17 protein-coding genes are annotated in these 13,483 nt (G+C 56.0%); 15 read left to right on the forward strand and 2 right to left on the reverse strand.

From position 1 onward, the window contains the following. Positions 1 to 608: helix-turn-helix domain-containing protein (locus GOX66_RS24260; RefSeq protein WP_214652766.1), on the reverse strand; the 608-nt coding region annotated here is incomplete at its 3' end. A gap of 365 nt (positions 609 to 973) precedes the next feature. Continuing rightward, the gene (locus GOX66_RS25925; protein WP_237212762.1) at positions 974 to 1,348 is read right to left on the reverse strand and encodes a hypothetical protein; all 375 of its coding nucleotides are present in this window, start codon (positions 1,346 to 1,348) and stop codon (positions 974 to 976) included. Positions 1,349 to 1,851: 503 nt separating this feature from the next. Between GOX66_RS25925 and GOX66_RS24270 the strand changes: the two genes are divergently transcribed. The 15 genes from GOX66_RS24270 to GOX66_RS24340 all read left to right on the forward strand — a co-directional run. Further along, positions 1,852 to 2,208, forward strand: coding sequence for a hypothetical protein (locus tag GOX66_RS24270; protein WP_142638830.1), 357 nt, complete (start codon positions 1,852 to 1,854; stop codon positions 2,206 to 2,208). 48 nt (positions 2,209 to 2,256) lie between these two features. Beyond that, positions 2,257 to 2,670, forward strand: a complete 414-nt coding sequence (locus GOX66_RS24275; RefSeq protein ID WP_170766303.1) for a thermonuclease family protein — start codon at positions 2,257 to 2,259, stop codon at positions 2,668 to 2,670. 748 nt (positions 2,671 to 3,418) lie between these two features. Next, positions 3,419 to 4,033, forward strand: a complete 615-nt coding sequence (locus GOX66_RS24280; protein ID WP_237212763.1) for a lytic transglycosylase domain-containing protein — start codon at positions 3,419 to 3,421, stop codon at positions 4,031 to 4,033. Then, a complete protein-coding gene (locus tag GOX66_RS24285) occupies positions 4,030 to 4,326 on the forward strand; it encodes a hypothetical protein (RefSeq protein WP_170766305.1) in 297 nt (98 codons plus the stop codon). The genes GOX66_RS24280 and GOX66_RS24285 overlap by 4 nt, the downstream gene beginning before the upstream one ends. 3 nt (positions 4,327 to 4,329) lie before the next feature. Then, the gene (locus GOX66_RS24290) at positions 4,330 to 4,608 is read left to right on the forward strand and encodes a VirB3 family type IV secretion system protein (RefSeq protein ID WP_170766307.1); all 279 of its coding nucleotides are present in this window, start codon (positions 4,330 to 4,332) and stop codon (positions 4,606 to 4,608) included. Continuing rightward, a complete protein-coding gene (locus GOX66_RS24295; protein ID WP_170766310.1) occupies positions 4,601 to 6,967 on the forward strand; it encodes a VirB4 family type IV secretion/conjugal transfer ATPase in 2,367 nt (788 codons plus the stop codon). The genes GOX66_RS24290 and GOX66_RS24295 overlap by 8 nt, the downstream gene beginning before the upstream one ends. After that, complete coding sequence (locus GOX66_RS24300; RefSeq protein WP_170766312.1) at positions 6,964 to 7,101, forward strand: hypothetical protein; 138 nt, start codon at positions 6,964 to 6,966, stop codon at positions 7,099 to 7,101. The genes GOX66_RS24295 and GOX66_RS24300 overlap by 4 nt, the downstream gene beginning before the upstream one ends. Then, positions 7,101 to 7,847, forward strand: a complete 747-nt coding sequence (locus tag GOX66_RS24305; RefSeq protein ID WP_170766314.1) for a type IV secretion system protein — start codon at positions 7,101 to 7,103, stop codon at positions 7,845 to 7,847. Before GOX66_RS24300 ends, GOX66_RS24305 begins: the two co-directional genes overlap by 1 nt. Then, positions 7,844 to 8,344: a hypothetical protein gene (locus tag GOX66_RS24310; RefSeq protein ID WP_170766316.1), complete on the forward strand. Its 501-nt coding sequence runs from the start codon at positions 7,844 to 7,846 to the stop codon at positions 8,342 to 8,344. Before GOX66_RS24305 ends, GOX66_RS24310 begins: the two co-directional genes overlap by 4 nt. Continuing rightward, positions 8,341 to 9,393, forward strand: a complete 1,053-nt coding sequence (locus tag GOX66_RS24315) for a type IV secretion system protein (protein WP_170766318.1) — start codon at positions 8,341 to 8,343, stop codon at positions 9,391 to 9,393. The genes GOX66_RS24310 and GOX66_RS24315 overlap by 4 nt, the downstream gene beginning before the upstream one ends. A 17-nt stretch (positions 9,394 to 9,410) precedes the next feature. Continuing rightward, entirely contained in the window at positions 9,411 to 10,055 is a 645-nt protein-coding gene (locus GOX66_RS24320; protein ID WP_170766320.1) for a VirB8 family type IV secretion system protein, read from the forward strand. Beyond that, positions 10,055 to 10,873, forward strand: a complete 819-nt coding sequence (locus GOX66_RS24325) for a TrbG/VirB9 family P-type conjugative transfer protein (protein WP_170766322.1) — start codon at positions 10,055 to 10,057, stop codon at positions 10,871 to 10,873. Before GOX66_RS24320 ends, GOX66_RS24325 begins: the two co-directional genes overlap by 1 nt. Then, complete coding sequence (locus GOX66_RS24330; protein WP_170766324.1) at positions 10,873 to 11,559, forward strand: hypothetical protein; 687 nt, start codon at positions 10,873 to 10,875, stop codon at positions 11,557 to 11,559. The genes GOX66_RS24325 and GOX66_RS24330 overlap by 1 nt, the downstream gene beginning before the upstream one ends. 11 nt (positions 11,560 to 11,570) lie before the next feature. After that, positions 11,571 to 12,404, forward strand: a complete 834-nt coding sequence (locus tag GOX66_RS24335; protein WP_170766326.1) for a TraB/TrbI/VirB10 family type IV secretion system protein — start codon at positions 11,571 to 11,573, stop codon at positions 12,402 to 12,404. A gap of 102 nt (positions 12,405 to 12,506) precedes the next feature. Further along, the coding region (locus tag GOX66_RS24340; protein WP_170766328.1) for an ATPase, T2SS/T4P/T4SS family at positions 12,507 to 13,483 on the forward strand (977 nt) is incomplete at its 3' end.

Consider the following 13,483-nt stretch of genomic DNA (forward strand, 5'->3'; position numbering starts at 1 on the left):
CTGAGCCTGTCCAGCGTCATGTATTTCAACTTGTCAGCGCGCGGCCAGGACCGAAACGCGCCCATCATTTCGTCGATGCCTTCAGGAGGGCAGGGGAGTGAATGAAGAATTTCCAGGCTATGTTTCACATATCGGTAAAGCCGTGATCGATCCCCGCGCAGCTCGTCATGTTCTTTCTTCTCGGCCTTGCTGCGCACGTCCGCGTCGCGCATCTCTGGAATGAGGTTCAGGGCAGGGGTCAGGAAGAGGCCAAGCCCCTTGCGCTTGCAGCGCGCGCCATTGGCCCCAAGCCTGCGCTCGATCAATCCAATGGCTTCCAGCTCACGTTCATGATTGTGGATTGTCCGATCTGTCAATCCGCGCCCGGCAATGAGGGTTTCCTGGCGCGCGTAGCAAAAGGGTTCCAGAGACGGGTCACGAAACGCGGAAGGAGCGATCATATCGATGATGATCTCGAAGGTGCGAATGCACTGGGCCGATACGCCTCTGATCTGGGCATAACTCACGCAGAGTTGCCGAAACCTGTCACGGTTCCAGCCCTCGGGAAGGCCGTTGTGGGAGCGAATATTTTCACGGTGACGGGCGGATGAGATGTGCCGGAGGCTCATGGTTTCAACCTCACCTGGCAAAGGTAAGAGTTGTTATCGCAGCTTCTGGGGGCAGAGTATTTGGATTGGTTCAACGGTTTCATGGTGTGCTTCTCATTGAGGAAGCAAGGCGCGTCGAACCTCAGCAAAAGGCAAAGAAAAACCGTTCGCACAGATGCGTTTATCCTTTTCAGAATTTTGGGAATTTCCTATAAATCAGGTGATCAAACTTGACTTAAGAAGATCCCCGCTGAGGCCCCGCCTTGCGGGGGTTTTTGTTTCTGGGATTAGGTTTTTCCTCCGGGCCAATCGGCCTGGTTTAAAAATGCAGCTGGTGATTTTGGTGGCATAGCCAGGAGCAACGCGTTGTACCGCAGGTCAGCACCTCAATATCGGATGAGTTCGTAGTCGCTGAACCCGAATGTGTCGGTCCACTCGACACCAACACCACGGAAGTAGCTGGGAGGTTCACAGCGATTGCCCAGTGACAGCCAGGAAGGGATTGGGGCAGGAGCGCGCTCGGACCATTGAAAGTTCGCGTGGTCGTCATAGCTGCCAACGACCAGATCAAGCGAACGCTCGCAATCTCCCTCCCGTGAACGACGGCGATAGCTGTAATGGCGCACATCCCAAACCCTGATGGACCTGACAACGTCGAAATCGGGTGAGGTCAGATCGACGCTGATCGGAGTTGGCTGCAGATCAGCAGTGAATGGCTCGTGGAGAGACGAAGCTGGCTGCGAGGAAATGGATGCGTCCACGATCATTGGTTCCGAAGAAATATTTGCAGGAAGTTCTGGATCAGGATTTGTGCTGGCGCGCTTGATAGCTTCCAACCTTTCCATAGGACTCACGCCTGAGGAGCTTTCTGACGCGTTCATCGGACAGCGCCAGAGTTGGAGCGGAGGTTCGACCGGGTAGGGTGTGATGCGCCGAATGAACTCCGCCTTGGCAGCACTGCAATCGGGCGAATTTGGCCAACCTCCGGCGAGGCAAAGGAATATGGCACAGTCAATTGGATAGGCACTGGCTTGCGTGGCCGGCAATGCAGCGAGTGCAATTGCAAGGGCCTTCGCGCGAGTTCTATTTCCGGATTTTGAGTGTTTCAAGATGGTCTCTCCTGCTTGCGAATCGCCTAAGCAATATCCGGCCAATATATTTCTGACAATCTAATATCGTATATTGGCGTACTTTATTATATTGACGTAGATTGTGTTTTAGTCCACAACTTTTGGATGTAGAAGACGGCCCATAGGGGGTCGTCATGGCGGACAACAAGAGACAATACACTGTGGTTACCATCGAGATGGTCCGGGGCCTGAAAGAAGATCAGGTTCCCTTTACATGCCGCTACGAATTTATCGGACTCGCTTCCCTTGGACGACCTAAGTACCACTGCATTTACAGCTCGCCGAACTATGTCGGAGCCTTGTGCAAGTCGAAGATCTCTCGAGCGGGCGCTGAGCCCAGAGAGTTCGATCTTTGGCCAGGGCTTTTTAAGCATCACCAGGAATTTGGCGACGGGCGCATTCTCTGCGTCAAATCAGATTACACGATCGAGTCGATTACCCCAGAGGGTCTCGAAGCAGCTCAGGCCTTGGACGCGAAATCCAAAACCTGATCGGTCACGTTCGAGAGCCCGGCTCATCAAAATACCGGGGCAGGGCACATGAAACGGCTCTTGCTTCTCAGCGCTGCGCTAGCGCCTTTGTTCATAGCCGCAGTTTGGATTGAACCAACCAAGCGAACAGAGACGCTGAGCGCATCTGAGGTCATCGCCGTTGACGGTGACACAATCGACCATGATGACGACCGGTATCGGCTTGTTGGGTTTGATGCGCCTGAGACCTTCCGGCCGCAGTGCCGTGCGGAAAAGACTCTGGGATTGAAAGCGAAAGCAAGGCTGACAGAGCTCATCCAGTCGGCGGACCAGATAGAGCTGGTCATCCAACCAGATCTGGACGTGCATGACCGCTTCCTAGCGGTTGGGCGTGTGGCTGGGCAGGACGTCGGGGCCATCCTGATTTCCGAAGGTCTCGCCCGACCATACAACGGCGGCAAACGCCAGTCCTGGTGCAGCTGAAGGAAAGGATCAAACAACGACTTGATGACCAAAAAACGAAACTATTGAGCAGTGAGCGGTCCTGTCGATTGCGCCAACAATCGACAGGACAAGAAACGCCCCAAATCCATCCGGGCATTCCTCCAACATCAAGAGAGAACTGTACTATGGTAAAAACAGTAGTCCTAGATGCCGGTCCTAGATTGGACAGCACCGCGCCAGAGTCAATGGGTGCGAACCCGGACGTCGTGTCTGAGCTTTCGGCCGCACAGCACTGACCGGCGGCAGCCGCGAGCAGGACATCCCCGACACTTTGGTCAGACCTTCAGGCTGATTGATCCAAGCTGAACGCTGGCTGTCTACGAAGCCCGCGAAGGGCTCAGTGCTGTGTCCCGGCATCCATTTTCCTACTGCTCAGATGATCCGAAATCGAACCTCATAATAGTAATTATGTAAACTTTGTTGACCTATTTGGAAGAACGGAAAGGGTATCGCCTTGGCCTTCAAGACTTGGCTGAACTGTATAACAACGAGTGGTGTTCTCCGCGGAGAACTCTCTTCGATGTATGTGGTGCTACACCGAAGAGAGAACGTGGTGAGCTCCAGATGGGGCTGTACCCACCACCTATCCGACTCCGCCAATCAAAGCGAAGCGGCACCATCAAAACTACCCAAGCCAATCCATTCAAAACAACGCGAAATCAAATTCGATCACGGATTTGTTAACCAACTCCTTAGGACGTATTTCGGTCGCTCCACGTCGATTTTCTTGCTGTGGTTTGCGGCGACAAATCCCGCTTTTGGCCAGGTCATCGAGTACGAACCCGATGGCAGCGTGTTCTTGAACGGTGCGCGGGCAGAAATCGTCAATGGCGTGGTGAAACCAATCCAGATGCGTGAATACGAGCTGGACGAACAGCCACAACCACCCAAGACCAAGCCACAGGAAAAGATCGAGATTGCGGGCAAGGCACCGGGGCCTCGCAGATCCTCGGGCGGCTGGTCGCAGGAGCGGATCGTCAAAGAAGTCCACGCAGCGGCGGAACGGCATGACATTCCGGCCGAGTTGTTCATGGCTCTGGTCTGGCAGGAAAGCCGGTATCGGGCTGATGCCCTCTCGCCCAAAGGTGCCTATGGCTTCGCACAGCTCATGCCGGGAACGGCGAAAGACCTGGGCGTGAACCCAAAGAACCCTGCAGAAAATCTCGACGGTGGTGCCCGCTATTTGGCGGCGCAGTACCGCGCGTTCGGAACCTGGAAGCTGGCGCGTGCCGCCTACAACGCCGGGCCTCACCGCGTCGTCGAATATGGCGGCGCCCCCCCCTTCACCGAAACCCGCAACTACGTGCGGATCATCCTAAGCAAAGTGAGTAAAGAACTATGAAAAGACCCCCCATGAAACGGCACCACTTCATCCAACAAGTGGCATTCATTGCGCTGACAATGACCATCGTCAGCGCAGCGCCCGCCTCTGCTGGCTGGCTGCAAGATGCCATTGGCGATTTCATCAACGAGACACTGGCCGACTCGAAGGTCGTAGGCGTGAGCCTTGCAGCGGTTGGCTTCATTTGGGGCTGTCTGGCCTACGTGTTCGGCTGGGGTTCGCTGAAAGGCCCTGTAATCGCTATCGTCGTCGGCGCTGTTATCGGCCTCGCTGACACATTCATCGGAGCCTGATTGATGCCGCGCCGCAATACGGTCTTTCGCGGCCTGAGCCGCCCCGCGGAATGGGGCGGCCTACCCGTGATCTATCTGCTGGTGATCCTCGGGATGACCATGCTTTCGTTCTTCATGTTCGGGATAGCGCCAGCAATCATTGCGGGTTTTGTTTTCTACACCGGGCTTCGCCTCTTTTACGAATGGGAACCGGCTTTCTTCCGCGTCCTGTGCGTAACCCTTTCCAAAACTCCGCGCACCAAAAACCGCCAGCATCATGGGGGAGATTACTATAGTGCCTAAGCCTGCTGCACAGGATTTGTGGACCCTTGCCCGCTCGTTGATCGAGCCGAGCTGGCGCAAGGATGAAATGAGCCTCTTTCAGATGTTGCCATATGGCTATGTCGTGGACGATGAGGTCATTTCCACGCGCAACGGTGGCCTTATCGCCGCTGCAGAAATCACCGGAATCAACGCTAACACGCTGGACGAAAACGAGTTCGAGTTCCTGGCCGAACGGTTTGAGCGTGTGTTGCGCACAACACCCAATGAAGTGGCATTTTATGTTCATCGACTGACCGTCCCGGCTGAGACAGGTCACGTCATTACAGATCCAACCGGCTTTACCGGCGCAGTGGCACAGGCCATGCGGTCAGCCTCGCTCGATGCAGAGCTGAAAGAACGCAAGATCATCATCAGCGCCATTCTGCAAAAGCGGCAGGATGAGCGGGCAAAACAGATGTTCGGCATGTCGTCTGGAACGATAGACGAGGAACGCCGCGAAATGATTGAACAGCTCGACGGTGTTTTCACAACACTGGCGGGCACGCTGGGTGAGGCCCGAGTGCGCCGGCTGAAGCTCAGCGAGGGGCGTTGGCTCGGCTATTATGGAATGCTGTTGAACGGTCGGTATCAGCCGATCATTCACACGAACATTGCAGAACCCATCGCCTTCAACATGCCGCAAGAGGATGTGCTGTTTCAGGGCAAGACCGGCAAGCTGGTCACGGGCGACGATCAGGAACGCTCCATCCGTGTGTATTCCCTGAAGAATTACCCGATGGCTTCGTTCCCCGGTATTTTCGACGGGCTGGACCTGCCGGTTGATGTTGTGATTTCGCAATCCTTCCTGCCGATCAGCCGCGCCCAGGCGCAGGAAATGGAACGCCGCAAGTCGGGACAAATGCGCTCGGCAGGCGACAAGGCAAAGTCTCTCGAAGAGGATTTGTCTATTCTGGCGGACGGCATTGCCTCCGGCACCATGTCACTCGGCAAGCACCATCTGTCGATCTGCGTGTTCGGGACAGAGGAAGATCTGAAAACCGCCGAAAAGCACATCATCGGTGAAATCCAGATTTCGGGTGGCACAGTGAAGCGCGAAGCGATGTCGGCCCGTGCGGTGTACTTCGCGCAGCACCCCGGCAATTTCGCATTCCGTCCCCGTGAAGAACTGATTACGGACCAGAACTTTGCGGACATGGTTGCTTTCCACATGCGGCCCAAAGGGCTGGACGCTGAAAAGCTGCCCTGGCCGGGGCCATTGGCGACTTTCCCGACGACCGACGGGGACAGCTACGATGTTTCGCTGCACCTTCCCAAGACCAGCAAAGACGCCGAAAACCTGCCCTCCGGCCACACAATCGTTCTGGGTCCAAACGGCTCGGGTAAGACCGTAATTGCGATGTTGCTGGCGACATGCGCTGTCGCACAGGGCGCGCGGATCATTGCGTTTGACAAAGACCGGGCGATGGAAGCCCCCATGCGTGCGCTTGGGGCACAATACACTCGCGTTCGGGTTGGCGAACCCACTGGTATGAACCCGTTTCAGACGGAGACAGATGAAGCAGGTCAAAGCTGGCTGACGAATTGGTTAATTGCTCTTTTGAGCTATGACGATCCGCTGACAACAGAACAAAAGGATGAAGTAACGCAAGCGTGCCAAGCCAACGCCACCCTGCCCCCACAGCTTCAGAACTTCGATTCACTGGTGGATCGGTTCAGAGCGTTTGATGACGACAAGAACCTGTACAAGCGGGCCAGCGAATGGGCAGGCGACGGGCGGTTGTCGTGGATGTTTGGCGAAGGTGGCAAAGATCCATTTGCGTCTGGCGACCGGCATCTTGTGTTCGACATTTCCGAGGTTCTGGATGACGAGTTGGTCAGGTTGGCGTGGATCAGCTACGTCATGCGCCAGATCGAGCGCCGGTGTGCCTCTAAGGTGCCGACTGTCTTTGTCATTGATGAAGCATGGGTGATTGCTGGCAATCCCTACGGCGCGGACATCCTCAAAAACGCCTACACCACGTATCGGAAGCTGAACGTCATGATGATGATGATGACGCAGATCCCCGATCACCTCCTTTCGTCGGCGGCAAGTAAGTCGATCCTGGAAAACACCAGCACGCAGCTCTTGTTCCCCTCTCGATCCGGCAATGAAGCAGACTACCGGACAATCGGCTTGAACGATTCAGAGCTGGGCGCGCTGAGGGCGCATTTTGGCGACCGCGTAATGCTCATGAAAAAGGGTGATGAGAGTGTCTGGCTCGATGTCGATGTCGGCGCACTCGGCCCGCTTCTTCGTGTTCTGAGCGGATCAGACGGAAAATCGTTCCCTGATCCTGACTGGCGAAAAAACCCCAACTTCTGGAAGGAAATCACATGAAAACTCGCCTTGTATTCGCCCTTGTTGTTCTGGCCGCCGTCTCGGCCTGCACCAACACCTATTCGGGCTATCGCAGCAAATGCGCCTGCGACTTTGAGCGCATAACCCCCCCTGAAAACTTGGAGCTTGTCTGATGAATATTTCAAAGAAATTGCGGACAACCATTGCTGTTTCGGTTCTGGCCGCCCTGCCCGTCATGGTTTCGGCCCAGGGTGTTCCGACCATCGACGCCACAGCCATTGCACAGGACGCAGCCAATTCAGCCCGCGAAGTCGCGGAAATGGTCCGCCAATACGAACAATTGATGCAACAATATGAGAAGCTCGAGCAGCAGCGCGCGATGCTGGAAAACTCATTCAAGGCCATTTCTGGTCTGACGGATCTGGGCGAGTTCAACAGCCGCAGCTTTTTGAAGTTGGCGACCGCTGCTGACACGCTCGGCTACGCCCTGGACGCTACCGAAGATACGATTGGTGATCTTCCGGGCGTGGCCGGGCTCGCGATGGAGCGCCGATCGATCAGTTTGGGTCTGAATAATGGCGTCCTCAAAGAGTTCAGCACGTCAGACGTGCCAGCCCGGCGCATTCTTTCGGAGCGAGGTGGCGCTGGCTTGATGGCGTCCGCTCTTGGCGAACAGGGCTATGACATGGCTGGCAAACTCTCTGAAGACGCCGAAAAACTACGCGGTGAAATCGGTCAGCAAGAAGATTTGAAGGATGCCATCGACTACAACACGGCCGTTCTTCTGAAACTCCTGCAAGTTGAAATTGAAATCTTGCGCGCAACCTCAGCTAATGCTCTGGCCTCGGGCACGGATCTGGCTGCAACCGCTGCCGATCTTTCGACACTCAGCAACTATGTACGAGGAACCTCACAATGAAACTTCGCTCAACTCTCATCCTGACCATTGCAGCCGCAGCCATTATTTCGGGGGCTGCATCGGCACAGGTGAAGCTGCGCCCATCACCCAAGGTCGGTATGCCGTTCGGTGAATATCGTAAGTGCCTTGGGTACTCGGGCGCGCGTGAGTACGGTCGTCAATTCGTCAAAGACGATCAGGCACGCATGGCCGAAGCGGGCCAATCCGCAGACAAGCAGCCTCTTGTGACCAACTGGTCGGTGGTGATCCTGAATGAACAGGTCATCGCTGCTCACGAGGCCACCATCGAGCAATGCAATCTACGCAAATCTGGCGAGACCTTCAGCACCGAATGTCCGCTGGGCGGTTTGAGCCGTGAGGACGCGGCCCAAAAGGTCGGAGCTGACCAAGACGAGTTTTGGACCCAACCGTCCGACAACCTTGCCGCGCTGAAGAAAGAGCAACGGACCCGTCTGGAAGCTCTGCGCCCTGCAATAGAGGAGGCTTGTGGGCCGTGATCCAAGATTTCGTCAGCTCGATTGAGGCTGCGCTTAGCAACTTCTCGCAGCAAGCATACAACAGCCTGGCGGCGGATCTAGCATCCGCCCTCTGGGCAATAGCCGCGCTGATCTTCGTGGCAATGCTGATCAACGGTGTGCTTCAAATCCGGGAAATCGGGTTTGGTGGCTATGTCGGCTGGATCATTCGGGCGACGATCATCATTGGTATGGCTACAAGCTGGAGCTTCTTTCAGCCCATTTATCAGGGCATTTCGAGCCTCCCAGACACGATTGCCGGAGAATTGACCGGCACAACAAATGTCTGGGAAGCACTCGATGACATTGCGCTTCAGTGTTTCTTGATGGGCCAACAGGCCATTGAAAACGCAACCTGGGGCTTGAGCATCACCGGGGCTATTCTCTGGGTTGTTGGGGCTGTCATCGTTGCTTTTGGCACCGGCATGGCGCTGATCGCAAAAGGCGGTCTGGCGGTCCTGCTGGGTCTAGCGCCTGTTTTCATCGCAACGCTGCTCAGCTCGGCAACAGCCAATATCTTCGCTGCCTGGGCGAAAACGACTGTTGGCCTGATCATGGTCATCGTCGTTCTAACAGGCATCGTTTCTCTTATTCAGGCCCTTTTCAGCTCCGAACTGACCGCTGTTGAGGATGTGAACAATATGGAGGCCAGTGGCCGGTTTTTGGCGATCTGCATTGTGTCAATCGTGATGCTCACGCAGATCCCGTCGCTCGCGGGCGGGATGTCGGGTGCAATCGTTTCGGCATCCTCGGGTCTTGCCGTGGCAACTGGTGCCGTCGCTGCCGCAAGAAGTGCATTGGGCACTGCAAGCGACGGCGCAAGGGGTGCAGTAGCCGGTGGGAAAACTGCCGCCGCTATGGCCTCCGCAGCCCGCGACGGGACAGGGGTTCGTGATAGCGCCTCGCGCGCGATGCAAGCGCGTCGGGACATTGCCCACAGAGCCCGCAATCAGGATGGGGCGGCTCGTCAAAGCTACGCCGCTGATCGTTATCGGCAGAGCATTCGAGCTGCCCGAGAAAAATCTTCATAAATCGAGGTACAGAGCAAATGTCACATGTGACAGATCACGAAAAAGAACTCTTTCTGGGCGCACGCCGCGATGCCTTTAAGTGGCAAGTGTTTGGTGCTGTCGGTATGGCAATGGGTGTGGCCTCAATGATTGGCTGGGCGCTACTCCTTCCTTTGAAGGAAATCCGCGCGGTGCCGTTCTCCATTGATCCGGACACGAAACTGCCGGTCCTGCTGACTGAAAAGGTCGAAGAACTGGAACCATCAGAAGCGATGGCCTTCCGTGAAGTCGCAAATTATGTGCGCGACCGGGAAACCTATGATGTCCAGGACAACAACGAGCGCCTGAAATCGGTGCTGCGTCGTTCTGATGAGCTGGCCGAAACGTCCTACCGCGAACTGTGGGACGGGTCGAACGACAACCACCCGGACGAAATCTATACGCCCAGGACAAAGGTGCAGACCGAAATTCTGGGTGTGTCGCCCGTCAACGATGAGACGGTGCAGGTCGAGATCCGCAAGTCCCTGATCGTGCCAAACCAGGCAATAGCCTCAGCCCGCTACGTGGTCACAGTGACCTACGGGTTTGAGGAGAAAATCGTGACGTCGATGGATGAGCTTCTTGAAAATCCATTTGGCTTCACTGTCACCAACTATCGCGTAGACGCAATGGGGGACATCTGATGCAGCGTAGTTTCAAAACACTCACCGCCACCGCCGCTGCAGTTCTGGCGTTCTCGGCGCCCGTATTCGCAGAAATCACTCCAACACCAGACGGAAAGAATGCAGATCACCGCATCACGCATTTCCGTTACGTCGAGAACCAGGTGTACCGCATCCCTGTGGGCGAACGCCTGATTACCTATGTCCATTTTCCGCAGGGCGAAACCGTGCGCAGCATCGGTGCGGGCGACACTGAGAGTTTTCAGATCACCCGCCTGCAGGAAGGCCGCGTGATCGCGTTCAAACCGGAAATCCTCAACTCGGATTCCAACCTGACCGTCCTGACCAATCGCGGGACTTACAATTTCTATCTGGTTCCGGCCGAGAGTGCCGCCGAACGCAAACGTGTACCGTTTCGGGTCACATTCTATAACAATAACAACAGCGGCGGGACCACAACGCGTCGTGGCACAGTTGCTCGGAGTGAGCCGAAACCGACTGGCCGGTTTGTGAACCAAAACTACTCGCGCTCGGGCAAAGCGGACTTCGCGCCCACTGCCGTGTGGGATGATGGCGTTCACACCTATATGCAGATCCCGCAGGATGCAGAGCTGCCGGGTATCTTCCGCGTCCTGCCGGATGGTCGTGAGCTGATGGTAAACACCACAGTCAAAGAGCGCGGCATTGTCCAGGTGCAGGGCCTTTCTGATCTTTGGACACTGCGCATCGAGGACACTTCGATCTGTGTTCGAAACGATGGCGACGCGTTTCAGCAAGCAAGCGTGAGCGGGCGTCCCGTGACATCGCAAACCGTCAAACAAACGGGGTCAGGTAAGTGATGAACCGCGGGCAGACTATTGCGGCGCGGATTGCAGCGGAGCAACCGCCTCAACGTGTGAAAAAGAGGTTCGAGCCCAAGAAGCTCATCACGGTTGCTGTCTCTGGGGCAGTGTTTGTGGGTTTTGCGCTGTTTGTGTTGGGCGAAGATAGCAAGGCCTCTCGCGTCGGTGTGCGCGTCGATGCCCTGCAACCAAGTGGCGGCGAGCGATACGGGCTTTTGACTGCACGTGGGCCAGAGGTCGACGATGAAGAATTGGAGGCTGCACCAGCGGGCACTTCAGTTGCATCTGTTGATACAACTGTACCGGCGCAGCCTGTTTCCGATGGTTTGAAACAAGCTCTCGCTTCCGTCGAAAACCTTAATAATCGCATAGCTTCAATGCAAGACGAGCTGACCGAAGCCAGGGTGTCACTGTCGGAAAAAGACGGTGAAATCGCGACGCTCACACTGACCAACGAACGCCTTCAGATCAGATATGATGAGCGAGAAAAGAAGTTCCAGACGGAGCTTGCCCAGGCCATCGCGGATGCAGAGGCCCGGGCGCTCGCCAGTATGAGCCACTTGCAGGCTACGGGTCTGACTGATGATGAGCGGCGCAGGCTCGAAGAACTCAAGCGGATGCGCGAGCGCCAAAACCAGTCAGACGGCATCGTGTTCGATGAAAACCCATACGGCAGAAACTAATGGAGCTGACGATGAACAGAACAGCAATCACCCTCGCCCTGGTCACGTTGGCGTCAAGCGCGATGGCACAGGAAGCACCCGGTCAAAACTACCAGCCGATCAATGGTGGTTCGCAGCCGGTCATTTTCCAACCCTTCCCTGCTGCGCCGCAGCCGGTTCAAGTCCAGCCAGACGACACCCGTTTGCCTGAAGAACAGCGCGGCTATCAGGAAAACCAAAACACGACATGGCAAAACAATCTGGTCGAAGAATATCCGCCCATCGTGGGGGCCTCGATCATTGACGATCCGTCGCGCACCTTAACGCAAGGCACGGTTTTGTCGGCTGTGTTCGGTGGCGCGGTCAGCTCGGAGTTGCCCGGTAGTGTCGTGGCGACGATCACGCGCGGCGTCTATTCGATGGACGGTACAAGACTGCTCTTGCCACGTGGATCTAAACTCTATGGCGAATACCGCGCTGATACAAAGCTGGCGCAAACAAGGATCGCTGTCGTTTGGAGCCGGGTTATCACGCCGGATGGTTTGTCCGCGCAAATCGGCTCAGCCGGGACGGATGGTCAGGGCCGGTCTGGCGCAACCGGACGGGTTGATACGCATTTCGGTGAACGGTTTGGGACTGCCGCGTTGCTCTCGATCATCGGGATCGCGCCGGTCGCGCTGGTGGCCGACAACGATAGCAGCAATTCGGTGCAAACAGATCTGGCAACGCAGGTCGGTTCAAATCTGCAGAATGCCACTGCCGCGGTGTTGGAGGACTATTTGCGGATCACGCCAACTATCTATGTGGATCAGGGAAGCCGCATCAATGCCATCCTGCAGCGTGACGTGGTGTTCGACAACTTTTGAGACAGAACCTCTGATGCGGCCGTATCGTCGGCCCTTCCGGCCGCTCCCTGCACATTCAAATGCGGTAGCGGCCTTTTTTGACGGAATAACAAGGATAAAAATTTGAGCGGGCGAAACGGCAACGGCCTTCTGGAATACTACACCGAACAGATCGAGCATCTGTTACATGACGAAAACCTGAGCGAGATTTCCGTGAACCCAGATGGAACGGTCTGGGTTGAGGAAATGGGCACGACCCACATGACCAGGACAGACATCACTCTGACCAAGGATGATGTTGGCAATATCGGGCGGTGTGTGGCTGGGTTCAGCGACGTGACTTTTGGAGAAAAAAAGCCAATTGCGACGGCCAATGTCCCGACAAAAGAGGGCAAAGCTCGGGTGCAGGTTGTTATCCCACCTGCGACAACCGGCGTGGGGTCCGTTGCGATCCGCCTGCTCCGCGTGAAAACCGTTGACCTGGGCGCATTCAGCTTTGCCAGCAAAGAGGCCGCACTTGCCGAAAGCGACGATCACAGCGCACTTGAGAATGCTCGGGCGGCGCTTGCAGCGGGCACGATGGGCTTTGACGAGCTGGCCGACCTCTCGATGCAAAGCAAATGGAATGTGATTATTGCGGGCGGTACATCGTCGGGCAAAACCACCGTCTTGAATGCGATGTTGAAGCGCGTCGATCCAGGCGAACGGATCGTGACGATTGAGGAAGTGGCAGAGCTGGACATCGAGCAACCAAATTTCGTGGGCTTGCTTGCTGATCGTTCCGAAGAAAATGGGCCTCGATCCCCGACAAAGCTGCTTGAATCGGCGTTGCGCCTCCGGCCCGACCGGCTGGTTTGCGGGGAAATCCGGGGCGATGACGCGAATATGTTTCTGGAACTGGTGAACACCGGCCACGATGGATCTGTCTGCACCATGCACGCCAACTCGCCCGTAGATGCCATTGGACGGATGAGCAAAATGGTGCGGCGCGGATCTCCGACCGTCCAAAAGTCAGAGGTGGTCGATGACATCCGGGCCACCATTCACATGATCGTTCACATGAAGAAAATCGGCGACGAGCGGAAGGTCAACGGCGTGAT

It is taken from the genome of Ruegeria lacuscaerulensis, assembly GCF_013031245.1.
In the GTDB taxonomy this organism is placed as follows: Bacteria; Pseudomonadota; Alphaproteobacteria; order Rhodobacterales; family Rhodobacteraceae; genus Ruegeria; species Ruegeria lacuscaerulensis_C.